At 43.2% G+C, this 20,974-nt stretch carries 2 protein-coding genes; both read left to right on the top strand.

The window, feature by feature from the left end; translation table 11 throughout:
* The first annotated feature begins 316 nt into the window (after positions 1-316).
* On the top strand, positions 317-4,948 hold the full coding sequence (locus LU351_RS03565) for a YhdP family phospholipid transporter (protein WP_232592648.1): 4,632 nt from the start codon (positions 317-319) through the stop codon (positions 4,946-4,948).
* Between the two features lie 395 nt (positions 4,949-5,343).
* On the top strand, positions 5,344-20,970 hold the full coding sequence (locus LU351_RS03560) for a Tc toxin subunit A-related protein (RefSeq protein WP_232592647.1): 15,627 nt from the start codon (positions 5,344-5,346) through the stop codon (positions 20,968-20,970).
* Positions 20,971-20,974 lie beyond the last annotated feature (4 nt).

The following is a 20,974-nucleotide window of genomic DNA, read 5'->3' as shown; positions in this document are numbered from 1 at the left end:
AAATCGGTTTAGAAGGAGGCAATATTGAGGAGAAACCAATCGTCATGCAGCGGTCTAAAAGTAGGATCAATTTGCTTGATATACGATCACTTCCTTCAGCAACGATTAATTCAGTGGGCGTAAATTAGAAGTTGTTCACGTATGTAGCCAGTGCAGGGGTTAAGTTAGGAAAATCCGTCACTGCCGCACTCGTAAGCAACGTAAAATATTGAACAGCAGGGTAGGCAGGAAGCATAAGGATGGACAGTACGTATAGTAAGTAACATACAGTAAGTAACATATAGTAAGTAACAGCGGTAAAGGTTAAGTAGCTGGAATGACACAGTTTTTGCGGGTAACGGCAAGGCGATTTTGGAGTTTGTGCGCCCTATTGGTAATTACTTTTGCCGTTATTGTGCAATTGGGGCGACAGTTGTCTCCGCAGTTAAACCATTATCGAGAATACCTAGGTGAATATCTGTCTGAGCAACTCAGTGCTCAGGTGACCATTAATGAGCTTGAAGCCACTTGGTCTGGTTTTGTGCCTACCTTAAGGGTTTCAGGTATCCGTCTTTATCCCTCTGAGGCGGATGCCATTAGTCAGTCAGCCCCTTCTACCCAAGAGGCTTCTCAACGTGCATTGTCAGCGCTTTCTTCTTCGGGTCTTGTTGTTTCAGAAGTGGCCTCTTCTGTTTCTCTAGATGATGCATCAACAACAGCTTCATCTAAAGCAGCGCCATTAGAGCCTCAAAGCAGCCCGGCACACACTTGGTTAGAGGATTTGGGCCTATTGTTATCAGAGGGTCAGTTATCAGAGGGTCAGTTGCCAGAGAGCCAACGGACGAGAAAGCGAGATTTGTCTTCGGTGTATTCCTTCTTTTCTTCTCCTTCTCCCTCGCTTTATATAGGGCAAGCGACGGTCTCGTTAGATTTATTGCAAAGCGTGTTACAGCGGCGCTTGGTTTGGGGTGATATTGAACTCTCGGATTCCAATATTCGTCTTCAAAGAACCCATTCGGGAAAATGGGCTATTGCTGGGTTAAAAACCGACCGCTCTTACACCAGTGGGGGGAGTCAAACCATCGACGACCCGATGGATGTCTTTCTTATTGCTGAAAGCATTGATTTCAAAGACCTAACACTCGACTTACAAGACGCTAATGGACGTGCACTATCGATCTCTGCTGATCATGTGCTGTTTGAGAATCAGGGTGATTTTCATCGATTATCGGCGCAAGTGTCTGTGCAGGGCCGGGAAGCCTTGACCTTGATTATGGAAGCGCAAGGTGATCCGAGAGATACGGGCCAGCGCACCATGAAGGCCTATCTGGAACTAAAGCAGTTACCCCTTCGTCGTTTGCGTAAGGTCTTTCAGTTTGATCAACTCTCTTTTCATTCTCTTCCTCAAAACGAAGACGGCCTGAGTGTCAAAGTGTGGGCAGACAGTCCGCGCGGTGGAGACTTCACTTTTCAAGGTAATGTCTCTTTAGAAACCGATGCGTTGTATTGGCAAGACAAATGGGCATTCCCTAATCGAGTGCAAACGGATTTTTACGGTGGGTATCGTAAACCTTCACTTCCTCTTCTTGGAAATTCCCTAAAAGGCGATTCAGGTGCTGCGGTTTGGTTTGGGCTACAAGGCTTGGGGGTGCAGTGGCCAGATGCGGCACTTGAGAATGTGAATATTCAGGCGCGTCGCAGTAACGACAAAATATGGTCTGTGAACGTTGCCAGTGTGGACCTTGAACTTCTCCATAAGTTGACCCGAACGATTGGCATGACGGAAGGGCGATTAGCAGAGACGTTAAGTCAGCTTGCGCCTCGTGGCACGCTTCATCATGTGGAAGCGACCATCCCACAATCTGAGCCGAAAAAATTTGTGATGCGCTCAGAGCTTCGTCAAGTGGGAGCCAATGCGTGGCGCGGAGCGCCTGCCGTCAATCAATTGGATGGCTATCTCGAAACCCAGGCCATGAAAGGCCATGTGCGCATTAACAGCCACAATGGTTTCGATATCCTCTTTAAGGGGGTATACGATAACCCTATGGTTTTCGAGACCGCTCAAGGCAGTGTGGGGTGGGATTTACGGCCCAATGACAATACCGTTTATGTTCACAGTGGCCCGCTGGTGATCAAAGAGTCCTTATCGTCTGAAGCACAAATGTTTCCGGAAGCACAAGTATCACCCGAGGCTCAAACGAGTGACAAGCTGGCACAGAAGCGAAAATCCCCCTTAATTACAGACTCAACCCCTCCCATTATCGGCCAATTCAGTTTACGCCTACCGTGGAAGGCGGGCACCGCCGCTTCCGATTTTAATCTAATCGTAGGGTTGGAGAATCGACCTGCTCAGGATTACAAAAAGTACACCCCTTCTATCGTTCACCCTCAATTGACCCAGTGGTTATCCGATGCCATTGGCGAAGGAGAAGTTGACGCAGGTGGCTTTATTTATCGGGGACGACTTGCCGGTGGTGACTCCGCTGAAAGGGCCATTCAATTATGGTTGGATGCGAAGAACGCAGACCTAAACTATCAAGCACCCTGGCCAGCATTACAGAACGTTTCTGCCGAAGTGGTACTGGATAACGGCTTGGTGACGGCCGCAGTAGAGCGTGGGCAAGTGTGGGATACGCAGCTCAATGCAGGGTCGGTACTGGTAGATACCACGTCGGCAGCCGGGCCTGTACTGACTGTCGAGGCCGGCATTTCTGGCCCGGCCAAAGACGGTATCCGCTTTCTTAACGAATCGCCAATACAGGCGTTTTTGGGTGAAACGTTTCAACAATGGTCTATGACCGGCAAAGTCGCTGGTGATTTATCTTTAACCGTACCTTTGCAGAAAGATGCGGCAGAACACGCTCAGCGTGTATCGCTTTCGTTTGAAGAGTCGACATTGCGAATGGGGGACTTAAATTTACAGTTTGAGTCTCTTGAGGGAGGCTTGATTTACGACAATAAAAGCGGCGTTACGAGCGATGGTATTCGCGGCGAATTATGGGGGCGACCCGTAAATGCCACCATTATGAGCCCGCTGAACCAGCCAACAAAGAATACAGCACGAGATACGGTTGTGCATTTTGCGGGTGATGTCGCAATGACGGATCTCATGAGTTGGACGCGGCGGCCCGAACTGGCTTTCGCCGATGGCACGGGTAATGTGCAAGGCACACTGACGATACCGGCCGATAAAACCAATGCGCTTGCGCAATTGAATATCCAATCAACATTGGAAGGCGTCGAAATAGCCTTACCAGAACCTTTAGGAAAACCTAAAGCGACACCGGCCGATTTTGCACTGCAAATCCCCATTAAAAAAGAAGGTATGAGTTACGATTTCCAAATGAATAACGCTATTCATGCCCGTTTAGACATCAATCGGGGGCAATTAACACAGGGGGCGATTGGTCTTCATAGCCCACCGATCATGGCAGATGGTGTGTTCAATATTGGCGGGCAGCTGTCCCAGTTTGTGTTAACCGATTGGGTTGATTTCATTCAGCAATACATCTCAGTAAGCACACTCTATAGCGAGCCGGGCAATCAATCTCAAAATTTAGAAACGCACATTACGATGGAGCTCGATACCGCCTATCTCGGTAATTTAGCCGTGGATAATGTCGTAGTGACAGGGGCACAAGAAACTGAAGCTTGGACTTTTGATATCGCGAGCGATATTGCCAGTGGGCGTGTTGCCATTCCAATCAGTGGTGCGCCATTGCAACTGAGTTTTGATCGATTACACCTTCCTGGTGAAAATGAAGACACCGCCAGCGTTGAAATTATTGCCACTGAAGATATCCCGCCGGCTCAGCCCAGCGAAGCCATTAATCCTGCCGTTGACCAAGTATTATTAACCGATACTTTATTGGCTGGCGCGCTGGCCGATACCAATGTTGAATCCCAGTTTGATTCGGCACCCTCACCCTCGCTCCAATCCCAACCCTTGAAAGATCCGCTCAGTGATGTCGATGTCACAGTGTTACCTGCAATGGATGTTTTGGTTGCCTCATTTAAAGTCGGGGAGGAGGATTACGGCCAATGGGCCTTTGAAATGCGCCCGATGCAACAAGGCGTGAGAATTCAGAGCTTAAATGCTTTGATCAGAGGAATGGTGATTGGTGAGCAACCCAGTAAAAAGAATGCATCAAATGCCAACGCAAAAACCGCCGGTGCAGTCATTGAGTGGCTAAAAACCGATAGCGGTTATCAAACTCATTTTACTGGGCGTTTAACGGCCAATAATCTGAAGGAGGTGTTAATCGCGTGGGATAAGCCCCCTATGTTGGAAACCCAAAAAGCCACCTTCAATGCCAACCTTGTGTGGGCAGGCTCACCAGCGGCGATTGATACCAATAAATTAATTGGGGATTTATCCGTCGATATTCGTCGAGGTCGTTTTATTAATTCCACCAATGCAGCCAGTGACGGTGTATTGAGATTAATTGGCTTATTTAACTTTGATTCTTGGGCACGACGCTTGCGCTTAGATTTTTCCGACCTATATCAAGAAGGAATGGCCTTCGATAAAATTGATGGCGATTTAGAATTTGCCGAAGGGGATTTATTAATTATTCGTCCTGTAACGGCCAAAACCCCATCGAGTAAACTCAAAATTGCCGGCAGTATTGATTTGATCAATGAACAAATGGACACCACCTTAGTGGCCACCTTGCCGGTAGGAGGAAATCTCACATTACTCACCGCCATGGCAGCAGGTTTGCCTGCGGCTGCCGGTGTATACCTCGTCAGTAAAATTTTTCAAAAGCAGGTCGATAAAGTCGCCAGTGTGAGTTATCGCATGAAAGGTGGCTGGAATGATCCAGACATGAAATTCGAACGCCTCTTCGATAACTCCGCTGCAAAAAAAGCCGGACATGGCGCGGCAGAAAAAGTCGTTAAAAGCCAACCTGCCCAATCTCCTTCAGAAGAAGCATCGCCTTCCTCGCCTATGGCTTCTTCTCCTTAATGCCGGTTTGTAAAATAAAAGGAATTATTTCACATTTTTTATTGACGTCTGAAACAGAATAGAGTTTAATTTTTCCAAGCTCAAAGAAGTGTCTGCATCATATCCCTCCAGTTCCCGCTATTATTTTGTAACCATTGCTGTTGTGTAAAGGACTGGCGTTAGTCTTTACTTAAAATCGTAGTGTCGAACGTTATATTATTTCTAATGTTGAAAAACGACGTATTTAATTATTTTTAATCATGCTTTTTAGTGTATGACAGCCTTTGAGAATTACCTAAAGAATAACTAGAGCATGACTTGAATAGATCAAATTTATAAAAACCGGCCAAGTGCCGGTTTTTTTGTGCCTAAATTTTGTTAAAAATTTTAAATTGCCTACAGGAAGCTAAACGGCCATGTCAAATTCTAACGATAATTCTGATAATAACCCTAACTATCAAAAATTATTTGGTGAGCTGGATTTTAGAGAGGGTGATGAAGCTCGTTCGGTTTACTCTCCGGCAGCTTACTTAACCGATTTGTTACAGTTGGCAGATGATGAATTGCAAGGAGATGGAAATGTAATTTCATCGAGGCGTGGTGATATTGTAAGCAATGTAGAGCTAAATAAAGAGTCTACTTTTACACAAATACCTTATTTGGATATCGTGAATGAGCAGCTAGAAAAGAAAATTATTGAGGCTAATACAGGTGTTGGAAATAATGGTAGTGGAGGTGATGGGGTTTATGAGCATTTAAAAACGATAAATTACCCAATCAGTTTGCCGTTTGATTTAAGCAGTGAGCGTATCAAGTTATATTTGGAGTATCTTAACTTAAGCAGTGAAGAGCTCCATAAAACCCTAGGCAAAAATATTGATTATGATCGTGTGGCAGCCGATTATTTGGGTCTGTCGAGTGCGGAATTGTCGCCATTAGCTAGCACTATAGCCATTGACGCTAGCGTAAAAGCGCCACTCTTTGGCGAAAAAAGTGAAGTTAATGCAATAGATGTAGATTGTTTTCTAGCAGCCCTTGATATCAGTTATAAGCAGTTAAAGGAATTACTAGAGCAGAACCTTAATGATGTTGAGTTGGGCGCTCATCGACAAGCCGCTTTCTTTATTAACAGTAGTGATGGTTTGCAGGATAAGCCAGTATTCAAGTTGGTCACAGATGGTATTGTTGCTGGTGATCTGGCCACCGATACACAGCCTAAAGAAAACACAGAATATCTTGTTAAGCGTAATGTTGGAGACACAGATACTAAAATATCCATTACTCTTGATGATTTAAAAAAGCTTTATCAATTTACCTATCTCGCAAAAAAAACAGGTTTCACCTTTACTGAGCTCGACTTGATTTTGCGCCAATGCTGCGAATATCAATTGGAAAGTGATGAAGGTATAAACGACAAGACATTGCGAACAGTGGCCATTGTTAAAAATTTAACAATGGAATGGGATTGGTCTGTCGAGCAAGTGTGCGCCCTTGTTAGTCATATCAATACAGTGGGGTATGGGGATGATGAAGCAGATTATCCTGAAGATCTATTTAATATTACTTTCAATGGCCAGTGTGCGAGGCTTGATAAAAAATACATTTCCAATAAAGAGTGGGGAGATGTAAAGCCGCCACAGTTTGATGGGAGTACGGAAATAGGCTTATTCGAAGGTGATATTCTACAAAGAAGCAATAGCGAATATAGAGAGGTAGTTCGCCAGCGCTTAGGTTTATCAAATACACAATTTACCGAAATAGTACGTGCATACCGCTCTCGTCAAAATGAAAAGTTCGAAGACGTTGATCGTTATGATGAATTGTGGACATCTGGTGGTAATGAAGGTGCGCATGAATATCTGTTAAATACGTTGTATAAAACCAAATCTTTAATGGATGTACTGGGAGTGAGTCATACTGAGCTTTTCGCACTTCTGGATGTTGTCGAGAGGGATGTATTGGTTCGACGAGCAGTATTTCATGATATTTTCGTTCTACCAATACTCAGTGATGACTTTACTCTGCAGTCGCTAAACCCTTATGACATTCTGCGTGGGGCAACGCCTACTCACAGTGAACCTCAGTATCGCTTATGGTTGGTGCAAGTATTGAAAGCGGTGGTTAAATGGGTGAATGACAGCGGTTTGAGTGTTGAAGAGCTATTGCTAATCACTAAGGGTGAGTCACCTCGTGATGTAAAATCCGAAGACGGAGAGGAAGCCCAAGAGCAACAAGCCAAGCAACATAAAATGATGCGTCAAGAGCAATTAATGCATTTGCAGAAAATTGCTGAGCGAGCCAAACCGACTTTATTTAGCCCAACCTCTTTTGAGCAAGGCCCGTTAGAAGCACGTTTTTCTCGGGCGATGTATCACGCAGTGATGAATCATGAAAGCGACATGTATTCTGGTGCCAAGTTGGTGTCTCCTGCGGATATGAGGCTCGTTCGTTACCATGAAGAAAACGTTAAAGCAGCGGCTCAAAGTGCAATTTATGCTTTGGATAAAATCACCCGAGAAGACTTCACCAATCTGGGTATTCGTGAAACTATATCGGGGAAAATTTTTCAAAACTTGGTATTAATGGGCTATCTGTCTTCAGACGGTATGTTAGATGAAGATATGTTCCCTATGCACGCGGATGACTTCGCAGTAGAAACCGACTTTACGCCCATTCAAGATGATGTATACGAAAAAATCCGTACATTACATGCAGATTATGTTGATGCAGCGCTGTACCCATCGGATTTAGAATTCTTAGGTATTACCGAGCGCGAACAAGAAGAGCTTTATGATAATTTAATCTTTAACCGATATTTAGAATCTGATGGCACGGTTATCCAACCAGCGACCTTCGAAGAGCGTGAGCATAAACACTTATTCGAAGTCAACTCTCGTATCGGTACGTATGTGGATATTATTCACAACCATATTTACAAGCGTTTAAAAGAATTTAAAGCCCATAAAGTAATGATAAACATGGGCCACTTTGCAGAGATAGGGTTAAATGAGGTTGAGCAAAAAGACCTGATTGAAAACTTAATATGGAACGAATATTTAACCGAAAGTGGGCAAGTAATAGATAAGCATAAAATCTTATCCTTAACGAAAGACACGTTCTTATTGTCTGTAAAGTTTTACCCGTATCATGAAGCTATTTTAGATACCCTTCAAATGGCGGTGAAATCAGTTCATGCGCAATACGCTAAGTTTGATCAAGACTTCTTTAACGATGTAGCAGACGAACTGGTGGCCGACTGGACTTTCTCAGTCATTGACGAACACTTTTTAGAAAATGACCGTTTCACACCTGAGTCGGTTGCTTATTTTTCCAATAATGAAAATGTCGCTGACTTTGATGTGAGTTGGCCCTTTACTGACAACGATAACCGCGTGGTTTTTGAAACCATACAGGGAATTTTAGATAGCCAGAAAAAATATCGCTTTGATGAAACTCAATTAGAAAACCTAAATTTCACCCAAAGCGAAACCGCAGAGCTATTAGGGATGTTACAGTCGTACGGTTACATGAATAGTAGCCAACAACTTCACTGGGATAATTTAGAGTACTTCTTAAATACCGACAACGCGTTACTGTTTCAAATCAAAACCTTTGAAGACTACAATAAAGATGTTTTCTTTATGCTTCATGAGTTGGCGAAAAGTCTAAAAGCAACTCTTGAAGCGGCCAATGAAATCTTCAAAAACCTCGATTCGCAACAAGAAAAGCAATTGTATAACGCGATTCGTGAGCAAATGGGTATTAAGTCAGAAGTGGTGGCCTCACTCACTCAATGGCTATTTGGCGAAAAAGACAACGCTCGTGAGCAATGGTTAGTACCCATTTTAAGTGCTCTGAATGAAAAGCATGAATTGCAGGCTTTACCAAAAAATGTGCACTTTTTAGTGGGGTATGATCGCTTTAAGCGCTTTGCTAAGTTAGCCTCTAAGCTCAAACTTGATGAGCATGAAGTCAATTTGGTATTCCATGATCAAGATTTAGTAGAAAAACTTTCGGAAGATATTCAGCTACCTTATTGGGATTTTGGCTCTGCTATTGGTATAGGGAAGCAGGGGGCTGGTTCAATCAACGATTTGGGCTTGCGCCAGCTAGATCATTTTGATTGCTTGCTAGAAAGTAATGATGGTTTGGTGTATCTATTTAAAGGTCGAAGCAAGGCACGTGTTGCAAGCCAAGAAGATGAGATGGCTAGCCCATCCGAGAAGAGTGATGATTCTTCAAAGGTAGTGAATAGCTTATCAGCTACATTTGATTTTGATGCTCAGTATTGGATTTACTCTCCTGAAACGGGTGAGTTTATTGAGACGGAAAATACCAAATTAGCCAGTCTACTCACCGGTGACCCAAGCTCAACACTCAGGTTTAACCGCGTTCAAGCGGCCTTTGTAGACAGTCATGGTCGAGATGTCATTGTCGTTGACAATACCTATTACTATCGTGAGCCGATGACCTCTAACAACGGAATGTTAGAAAAAGATATCCACGATAAAGCCATGACTAAACGAGGTATGGATGAAAGCGATAAATGCCATTGCGCTCATACCAATACGAACCCCTGGAAGCCCATGGAGCGTCAATGGGGTAAAGCCAAAGACGATGGTCATTCTTTCCGTCATGTAGATGCCGCTTTTACCGACAGCGCCGGGGCGACCTATCTAATCTCTGGGGATGAAATCGCCCGCTATAAAGACAGCGCAAGCTTTACAGGAACAACCACAGACAGTGGTTACCCTAAATCGTTCAATGAAAGCCATATTGACGACACCGCCTTTTTAAATTTACCCAATGATTTTAAAGGCCACATTGATGCTGCTGTGGCCAGTGGTAAAAATAGCACTTTTTTCTTTAAGGGTAGCGAGTACATTGACAGCGCTAACCCTAGCCAACGTCATTCTATTGCTCAATATTTTAGTCAGGAAAAAACACAGATTGCTACTCTGCAAAAAGCCGATGCTTCCTTTGCGCACAACGGTCGTTGGTATGTGTTCAATGGAGAGTATATTTACGCTTACCGAGACTGCGTCGAAAATACAGATGTTGAAATTATTGAAGGCTACCCGAAGAAAATTATTGATTTCTTTAATTCTCCAACTACAAGTGGTGTAGCACATGATGCTCAGTTGCCAGGAGAATTTTTCCGAAATATTGATGCGGCATTATTAATACCGGCTGAGCTCAACGAATCAAGTGCAAAAGATAAATTATACCTCTATCGTGATCAGCAATACTGTATGGCCACATTTGCTGACAATAAATGGACCTTCGAGACGGTGGTTCACAATATCAGCGACTGGGCACAAACCGGTAGTGATATTGCGGCAAAAGGTATTAATGCTTCTTTAGTAGGGTTAGATGGTCGTACCTATATTTTCAGTGGTGATCAATATTATCGCTATTCTGGCCGTGATTATTATCAAGTGGATGATGGCTACCCTCGTTCGATACAAGAAGATTGGGGTGGGCTCGATGTTGTGGATGCGGCCTTTGTTTGGGATGGGAAAACCTACCTATTTGGTAGGGTTGGAGACGGAAGTGGTAATAAGAAGTATGTCCGCTACTCCACCAATGATTACACCAATACCGATGACGATTATCCGAAATCACAAACCGAAAGTGATGAGCATATCTGGAACTTGCCTGTCTCGATGGTGAGTAATACCTTTGAAGGGGTAGATGCCATCTTCAATGCACCCGACGGTAAAACGTATTTGTTCTCACAAGACAAGTTTGTCTACTTTGATGAGACGCAGCGTTGGTGGTCTGAGCCACAAAAAATTGAAGAGCATTGGCCGGGTATTGGTTTTAATACAGGCGATGATTTGGTGGCAGCGGCCTTTTGCGGAAAAAATCGCAAAACCTATATTTTTGTTACAAATAACAAAGATGATTCAAATAATAAATTCTATGAATACTATCGTTTCTCTGGTTCAGACTACTGCCACCCAGATGCGGGTTACCCAAGGCCAGTGGAAAGCCTGTGGGGTAATGTTAAAAATAATATCTTAGAGTGCGAGCATATTGATGCAGCCGTTTCGGTAGAAACTCGTCAGCAGCAAGAAAATAAGGGTGGGGAACAGGTTTCGGAAATACACCAACATGCTTATGTATTTAGTCGTGATCAATTTTATCGTTACACCGTCACTAAACTAGGAAATTTGACTAACACTGGCGCTGATGAGAAAGCATTGGATTCAGGTTATCCTAAACCCATCAGCGAGCTGAAAAAAGAGCCTCGCTTTTACGCCCTAAAACACACGCCCGAGTTTGATGCCATGATCGCCGAAGGCATAGATGCCGCGATGAGCGATGAGCGTAATGTGTACCTATTTAAAGGCGATACCCTACAAGTCTTGTCAGATGTGTGTCATGAGAAAACGTATTCTTATACTTCAGATACGAAAGCAATGGTGATGGAAAACGGCAGTGTCTTTGGTATATATGATGGTGGATGGCGTCACATCAGTAGCGTAGAGGGCACCGGAGGTATTGTTATTGATGACCAAATCGAAGTGCCTACCTGGTTAAGAAATATTGATGACGCCAAACTGAATGCTGCCGACGCAGTATTAAAAGGCACAGATGGCAATACGTATGTCTTTAATGGTGATCAGTATTTCAATAAGCAATTGAGTCGTGAGTTTTTGCTCACTGAAAAATGGGGAAATATTCGCAACCCTATTAAAGAAGGCCATAAAGTCGATGCAGCTTATACCGATAAAGAGGGTAAAATTTATCTCTTTAGTGGTGATCAGTTTGCGATGTATCAAATCGAAAATAATAACCCTACTCTGGTTATTGACGCAGACGATTCTGAAGACACTGGTTTGCACACCATTGCTGAGCATTTCCATGGGTTAACCAATGTTCATGTTGCTTATCACCTAGGGGACAAAACCTATGTGTGCGAACATCCAGATAGCACAGGCCATTTCCGCTATCACACCTTTTGGGATGGTGACTTCGATCGACCAGAGTATAAAGAACCCCAATGGGCTACACCCGACATGTGGAGTATGCCGCACCATCTAGTGAACAGTGGCTGGAACCAGTTTGATACCATTCTTGTACTCAATAATAATATGCCGGGTGAGCAAACTTTATTATTTATTAAAGATCGCGAATACGTACAATACAACCTTTCTGGTAATCATTGGTTTGCCCCAGAGCCACTCGAAAAATATTGGCCAAATCTACCCTGTCATCACGAATTATTTGATCATTTACAGGCGCTTACTATTACAAAAGTAGATGCCTCCGAAGCCCAAACCTTACATTTCTTTGGTAATCGTTGTTATATCACTTACCATATCGATGCAAATGGTGTTGGTACATTGGGCGCAGAACATCGTATTGGTGATATCTGGGGGCAGCAACGCTCTCTACTCCAAAATCACGGCAAAGTGGATGCGACTTTTGTGTCTGATGATGGGCGTACTTACCTCTTCTTTGGTGAATATTACATCCGCTACAGTGGTAATGAATATTGTAATATTGATGCAGGCTACCCCAAGCGTATCGCCAATGATCTTCGAGGTGAGCCAGGTTTTGAAAATTTACCTCATGATTTTGAAGTAACAGCGGAAAATAATAGTGCCGGTATTACGAGTGTTATCGCTAACGATCGTAATACCTATGTATTAATGGGAGGCTCTTGGTATCTTTCCTGTAACGCCCTTCATACGCAAATCCCATTAAGTGCCATTCATTATCGTCGTAATAATTTACGTATGTACAACAAAGTGGATGCGGCCTTAATGATCCCCGGTGACAACATTGGTGAGCACACCATTTATCTCTTTGTGGAAGATCAATATATTCGTTACACCGGCCTAGGTTGTACCCAGATGGATGAGGGGTATCCCAAGCGTATTGAGCATCATTTGCAAGAAGATCTTGAAGCAGTTACGAATGCTACGGTACATGTAGACTCTTATTTCTACGAAGGCATTGATGCAGCGGTGCGAGTAGATGATGGCAGTATTTATTTCTTTCGTCATAACAAATACCAAAATATTAGTGGTGCGGCCATCACTACGGCATCTGATTTACCCGCTATCGCTGATACTTGGGGAAAGAGAGAAAATCAGTTTAATAGTGATAGAAATAGCCCTATTGATGCTGCCTTTATGGATGCGGACAATGGCTTAATCGTTATTAAAGGGGATCAAGTCATTCGCTATGCAGATTCTGAACAAGAATACATTGATGATGGCTATCCAAAGCATATTGATCAGGTCTTCCCACAGCTACCAGACAATTACCGTACAGGTATTGATAGCGCCTTTACTTATGGTGGTCGCGTTTATGTAGTGAAAAGTAGTGACGAGAATAATGGCTTCGGCGGGGCTGCTTCCTATATTCGCTACCCAGGCTTGATGCATAAAGATGGCAGCTACCATTGCCTTAAAGCACCAAGCGATTTATGGGCCCATTACCCTGCACGTTTTATGGATCGTTGGAGTGGCTGTAACGAGATTCGCTTGTACGATTTGCAACGTATTTTCCGTTACAAAGAACTCCAAAATACCTTTAGTGGTGAGAATACCTTACTGGAAGTATTGAGAGTCTCTGGTGGCTATGCTGCTAAGCCCTACCATATGTTGGCCGATATTTTCGGTTGCCAAGCAGACGATATAAAATGGTTAAAACGCCATAATTTATTAGCGCCAATGCAGTTAGATGGTAATTTAAAGGTAAATGCCATACCGGAAGATGAGCGCCGTTATAAATTAGAAGAAATTGAAAAGCTGGTCAGTATCCTCAATTTGAAAAACCGTTTGGGGGTAGATTTACAGAGCTTATATCTGGGCTGGCAGCAACTCTTCTCAAAGGTAGAGGGTAGCAATATGCTTTCCTCATCGAATGCTTCTCCATTTGATCAAGACCTAAATTTGGAGCAGGCAGCGGATCACTTACTCACTTGGCTAAGCAATACCCATTGCAGTAGCAAAGAGTCTTCCAAGTTGGGTAAAGAAATTCACAATAAGTTGAATCTACTCAAGCGTGATGCATTATTAGAATACGTTATTCATGCAATTTATGTGGCCGGAAATGGTAGTCTGACTACAGCACGCAAAGATAAGGATCAGGATAATATACGCAAGTATCTCGATGCCCGAGATGTCTACGAAGATTTATTAATCGACGTCAAAATGGGTGAAACCGCAGAAACCTCTCGTGTTCGTGAAGCCATTTCTGCGTTGCAGTTATACTTTCATCGCTTCTTTTTGCAGTTAGAAGATGCCAGCTTAAAAAATAATGCTCATCGTGAACGTTTAAAGGAACGGTGGGAATGGTTTAAAAATTACCGAGTTTGGGAGGCGAATCGTAAGGTCTTTTTATACCCTGAAAACTATATTCGCCCGGAGTTAAGAGATACCAAAACGCCAGAGTTTGAAACCTTAGAGCAGGAATTATTGCAAGGGGAGTTAACGGAAGAAAATATCACTCGTGTATACAACCACTATATTGATCAATACAGCGAAGTGTCTCGATTAACTGTGGCAGGAGGCTATGTGTATGATGATCCAGAGATTTCTGAGCAGTCATTTAAGAAAGCGGTGTTTTTTGGAAAAACGAAAAGTGATCCAACGCAATATTATTATCGTTTTGCCCGCTTTTTGCGAAAGAGTGGTCAGGAATCCATTCAGTGGAAGCCATGGGAAAAGGTTAATGTCCAAATAGACGCAGAGCGTGTCTATCCTGTTTATGCACTGGGTAAAGTCTTCGTATTTTGGGCAAAGATCGAAACTCGTAATCTACCGAATAATCAATCTCAGCTCACCATTAAACAGGATGGAGATCAAAATTATAAAGCGGGTGAAAAAGACGCAACCGAGTCAGTACTGAATATCCACTATTCCTACATTAACTTGAATGGCCAATGGAGTGTGCCGCAAAAGCTGGATTATGAACTCACCTCAAATGATGAGATTACCTCTTACTTCTTAGAGTTTAGTGGTGTAGATAATGCAGACCAAGAAAATTTGGATAATATTAAAATTAGCTGTCACTTTAATACTGAGAGGGAGTTGACGCCAGAGGAAAATGACGAGGGTATAGTCACCTATGAATCACTTATTGCGGGATTAGATGAAGAAAATGACACCATTTATATAAAATCGACGCAATTGCAAGATGAATATTTTATTGAGTATCAGCCGAGAGATATTCAAGTAGGGGGCAATGAAATAACAGAAGCGAGACTGTTTGCTAATCGAGTGATTCCGGGAGACGGTGTTTCTGACGAGTCTACATTCCGTATACATACCAGTAGAGATACTAATAAAAATCATGTCAGTTTTGAATCTGGTCAGAAGGGGGGAGCATATATTCGTTATCAAAATGCTTTGGGTAAACTGCATGAAGAACCTGATTCTACCGATGCTAATGCTAGCAATGTTGCTCTGTTTAAACAGGAGAGCAGCTTTTCGGTTCACAAAGGTTTGGTGGGTAGCGGATATACTATAAAGGCCACTAATCCAGGGTATGATAATTATGTACTTTACTTTGGTGATGATAAACAGATTAAAATTGAGTCATGGCAAAATTTGGAAACCCTCTCGGAACAGCGTAACGCCAGTTTCAAGTTTATTGCGAAACGTATTAGTAAACAGAATACGTTCCGCTTTTTTCCAGAAACCAATATCGTTAAAGAATTGCGAGAAGGTTCTATCCATGCAGGGCATAGTGCTTATCAATCGGGCTTTGAAGCCTTTACTCGACTGTTTCCCAATGAAAACGAAGACAATATTCGATTGCCTATCCTGTTAAATACACCAGAGAGTGATAAGGCATTCCCGTGGGTTTGTTTTGATTACAAAGGCGGTAGTTTTTTATGTAAACCAGCAGTTGATGATGAATTAGAAGTTGACACGGAGACTGTTACTCTGACAAGCGGTGATACCTTTAATAAGGTTGATGCTGCCTTTTATGCTGATAATACGATTTATGCCTTTACAGAAGGGAAACAGCTTAAAATAACAGTTTCAGGTACAGATAATATAACGCTACGATCCACGATTTCTTCTCAAGGTTTAGATGCAAACTGGTGGAGACTCACCTCATCTCCTGATCCAGTATTGACCATTGATGCTGCTTTCAGTGATGGAGACGACGTTTTTCTCATACGTGGAAATGATTACGTTAAGTTGCCTGTTGACTCACTTAGTGCTGCTAATCCAAATCTAAACCCCATAGTGTATCGCCGAAAGGGGAATTCAGATGGTTTACCGGAAGAAAACACTATTGATGCAGCATTTGACTGGCAGGGTGAAAGGTATTTCCTTCAAGGTGATAGCTACACTACGTCAACGAATTTGGCTACCCCTCAACCGTTGTCTAATTTATTTTGGGAAGGATTAACCGACTCTGAATTAGAAAGTAATATTTTGAATATTTCGGGTATCGTCCAGCTGGATAATATCCAAGAGGATAGTGGCGTTTATATTTGCTTGAATGAATCCTCTATCTATCGTTTAACAAATGAGCAAGCATCTGGGCTTAAAGCACTGTTGGATAATCGGTATGGGCTCGTTAGTACCGGTACCCTTGGGATTGATACAGAAAATCTCAATGTGGCATTTTTATGGAAGGGACAAATCTATTTTCAGAACTCTGGTGAGAGTAGATCTTCGGCACCTAATATAATTGGACGGTATTCCCCCACGCCTAATAACGGCGCATTTCAAACTGCAGTCTTAGCTGTGAAACGCGGGAACAGAAAAGAGCTTATTGAAATATTTGGAAGAGACGATGATGAGTTAGGCGATAGTACTTCAAGAGGATTACGTTTTGCGAGTGTTGATGGTGAGCCTGTTTCTGAAATTTTTGCACTCTATTGTAACGGAAACTATTATCTTTTTTCTGGCGATAAAATGCTGAGAATATCTACTATCCCTGATCCGGCAGTAAGAAATCAATCTGATCTAGATACTAATCCTATCGTTTGGAATGAAGGAGCGCCTGTTGCAGATTTTTTGAGTCTTGTCAATCGAAAACCTTGGAGATTTTTAAATTCCGCCTTTGCGGTTGATAATTATTTATATGCCATTAAAGACAATCAATATAAGAAATACACTTTAAGTCAAGGGCGATTTAAAGAGGTGCCGGGCTACCCTAGGGAAATTACTGATGATGAATTGCTCGGTTCAAACACAAGCGGCAAAACTATCACTGCGGCTGTGCACACTTCGAATGACCGGTTTTATTTTTATGGTGATAAATTCAGAAAAGTGTCGGATGTTGAGAAAAATATTTCTATTATTTGGCCTGCGTCTGAACCAAAAAACAATTTAAGAGATACCGAAATTGTTGATGCAGCCTTTATAAAGGATGATAAAGTATATTTAGTGTCTGGTGATCAATATTATCGTTATCCTAAACCTGCAGGTGGGAGCATTCCCAATTTAGAAAATGAATTTCCAAAACCGTTAATAGGTAATACGGAGGGACTGCCAGAGAAAAGTAATATGGTGGCTGCCTTCACGCTTCCGGTTAAATCACCTGAACCAGATGAAACCTACTTTGTTTACTCTAAAGGCGCTTATGCCAAGAAAGTTGGTGATGAAAAAGGATTTGAGTATGGGGATATTGATAATGAATTATTGCTACCGGAATCTTTCAGTACGTTGAGTGCGGCGGTGAATGTTGGTGATAAATTGTACTTGTTTAATGGATTAAATTATCGGGAGTACGATGATGGCAAAACAGCTTTAGAATCTCACGAAAAAATTCAATACGATATTATCCGCCTTTCTTCCATGACAGGAAGCCAACTGAATCAGAAACTCTTTTTGGGTGGGTTAGAGGCGTTGATGGATCGACAAACGCAAAATATTGATGAAAGTCCGGTATTTGTATTAGGCAATCGAGCAGTCGACGACAGCACTTTACCCGGTGACCCGATTGCCAAGGAAGACAATAAAATCTATGCCGACCCAAGCGTTGTCAGCGGAAATATTTTCCCTGTGGACTCTCACTTAGAGTACCGGGGTGCTAATGGCTTGTATTACTGGGAGATGTTCTACCACGCGCCGTCCTTAATTGCCAATGCGCTGAATACCGGGCAAAAATTTGAAGAAGCCAAGCGCTGGTACGAGTATATCTTTGATCCAACCGATACCGAATCTTATTGGAGGTTTTTACCGTTCAGCGCGGTGGATATTGACGCTATTATTGAACAGCTAACGAAGTATGTCGGTGATTTGGGTTTGCCTGTAGATGAAGGTTCTAATGTTAAAGTGTTAACGGATAAACTTAAGCCTTTTGCGGAAGTGTTTAAAGGTGAACCGGCAGCAGAAACGTTCAATGCTGATAATTTGAAAGAATTGCATCATTGGAATGGTAGCGATAGGTACACAACGTGGAATGAGCTAACTGCCTTAGAAACGACAATAGAAGACCTTTCTATTCAGAGTGGAGAGAAAATTCAGAATGAAGCGAAAACCGCTGCCTTAGAATTACTCCAGCTGATCAAGCGTTTACCAGCTCGTTTTAACATTATGAATAATAACGACGAGCAAATCCAAACTTACTTAGATGACCCCTTCGACCCCCATGCCATCGCGAATTTGCGCCGTATTGCCTACCGACGTACAACGGTAATGGCTTATATCGATAACTTGCTTGATTGGGGGGATGCGCTCTTTAGGCAGTATACCCGCGAAACGATTAACGAAGCTCGCATGTTGTATGTGTTGGCGTACGAACTCTTGGGTAAAAAGCCGGAGTATATGGGGGAGCGTATACTGTCAGACGATAAAAAATACAGTGATATTAAGCTTCTAGGTGCAGATAGCTCAACAGCTAGCCAGGCACCCGGCCAGTACGATTTTCTATTCGATAGTCCAAATGCGGATACAAGCATTGAGAAAAGCTTTACCCATGCCGGTATTGTTCATGAAAGTGTGAATAACCCCTATTTTTACTTACCTGAAAATACGGAGCTTTTAAAATACTGGGGCCGAGTAGAAGACCGCCTATATAAAATCCGTAATAGCTTAAATATTCTCGGCATCAAACAAGACTTACCCTTATTCCAACCACCAATAGACCCAATGGCATTAGTGAATGCGGTGGCCAGTGGTGCGGGATTGAGTTCAGCTGTGGCGGGTTTAACTGCACCGGTGCCTCATTATCGTTTTGCCTTTATGTTGAATAAAGCCCGCGAGCTAACGGGTAAAGTCACCCAATTTGGTAATGATTTACTCGGCACTATCGAGAAAAAAGAAGCGGAAGAATTAAGCCTGCTACAAAATCGACAAGAGGGGGTTATTTTAGATCTCTCTCGCGGTATTAAAGAAGCGCAATTGAGCGAGTCTAAAGAGAACCTAAAAAATCTTGAAGAAAGCAAAGTCAGCGCAGAGAATCAAAAGCAACATTACGAAGCGTTGCTTGCTGAAGGCATGATCTCGGAAGAAGAAGATCAACTCAATAGCATGACTCACGCGCGTAATTTACACATCGCCTCCCCTGCTTTAAAAGCAGCGGCTGCCATTGCTACCGCCTTCCCAGATGTGAAAGTGGGCTCGCCTTTTTCCATGGGGGCGACGCTTGGAGGCTCGACCATTGGGGCGGCATTGGGGTATGCCTCAGAAGTCACCAGTGCAGTGGCTGAAATTATGAGTATGGATGGTGAAATCTCAGGAATTCAAGCCCAATACAAACGCACCGAAGAAGATTGGGTATTGCAATTGGCGATGGCCAAGAGCGAAATCAAACAACTCGAATACCAAATCGAAGGGGCGAAATTTTCCATACAAGCCGCCGAGCAAGAAATTGTGGTGCACGATAAAGAAGTGGAGCACAACGAGTCCATTCGCATGTTTATGAAAGAGAAGTTCTCGAATGAACAGCTCTACCAATGGATGACCAGTAAATTATCTGGGCTCTTTTTCCAAACCTATCAAATGGCTTACGACTTCGCCAAAGGGGCAGAAAAAGCCTATTTATTCGAGCAAGGTTTGCCTGAAGGTGAAATGCACTATATTGGCAGCAATTATTGGGATAGCCTCCATAAAGGCTTGCTCAGTGGTGATCATTTAGCGCTGGATTTAGACCGCCTTGAAAAAGCCCATATCGACAACAACAAGCGTGGGTTTGAAATTACCAAAACGGTCTCACTGGCCGAAATCGACCCCATGGCTCTGTTGCAACTGAAAGATCAAAAAGGCAAAAAACGTTGCGAGTTTGCGTTAACTGAAGAGCTGTTTGATTACGACTTCCCTGGGCATTACAACCGCCGAATTAAATCCGTTGCGGTAAAAATTGTGGCGGGCGAAGGCAAAGTGGTGAACGCCACCTTAACTCAGCTCAGCCATAAAACGGTATTAAAGCCGGATACCAAAGCGGTTAAATTCTTAATGAACCCAAGAGATTTACCGCCGGCAACCATTCGCAGCGATTGGCGCCCCAACCAGCAAATTGCCGTTTCCAACCCAGACCCTTACACAGAAGCCAGCAACGGTTTATTCGAATTAAACTTTGGTGATGACCGTTATTTACCGTTCGAAGGCACCGGGGCGATTTCTCGCTGGCGTTTAGAACTTGGCGGTAAAAAAGGCGCGTACGAATTGGGCGAAATTACCGACGTACAGATTGAATTGCAATACACCGCCGAGCAAGGGGGCGACGCCTTTGCCGACGCGGTAAAAGGTATGCTCAAACCGTACGACACCGCCGTCAATATCGATTTAGCGACCACCTTCCCGAACGAATTTTTCGCCTGGGTGAATGGGGAAACGGAAGCCATGGAAATCGTGATGACGAAAGATCGATTCCCGAATATTTCTGGCAGTAAATTAACCGCCGTTTACCCCTTGTTTGAAGTGAAAGACGAAGGCCAAGTAACGCTCGTGATGAATGACGACAGCGGCCTAACGTTACGCTCGGGCAAAATGTTATTAACCAACAGCCTAACCGTGAGCCAACGGGGTGAGGTCTGGACGCTCACCGCCAAAGGCGACCGATCGCAACTCGAAAATGCCGCTTTGGTGTTCGCTTATAAAGCGGATGTGGTGTAACCCT

The organism is Marinibactrum halimedae (genome assembly GCF_021234875.1).
GTDB lineage: Bacteria > Pseudomonadota > Gammaproteobacteria > Pseudomonadales > Cellvibrionaceae > Marinibactrum > Marinibactrum halimedae.
The sequence above is the reverse complement of the archived record's forward strand: the minus strand, read 5'-3'. Positions and strand labels throughout refer to the sequence as shown.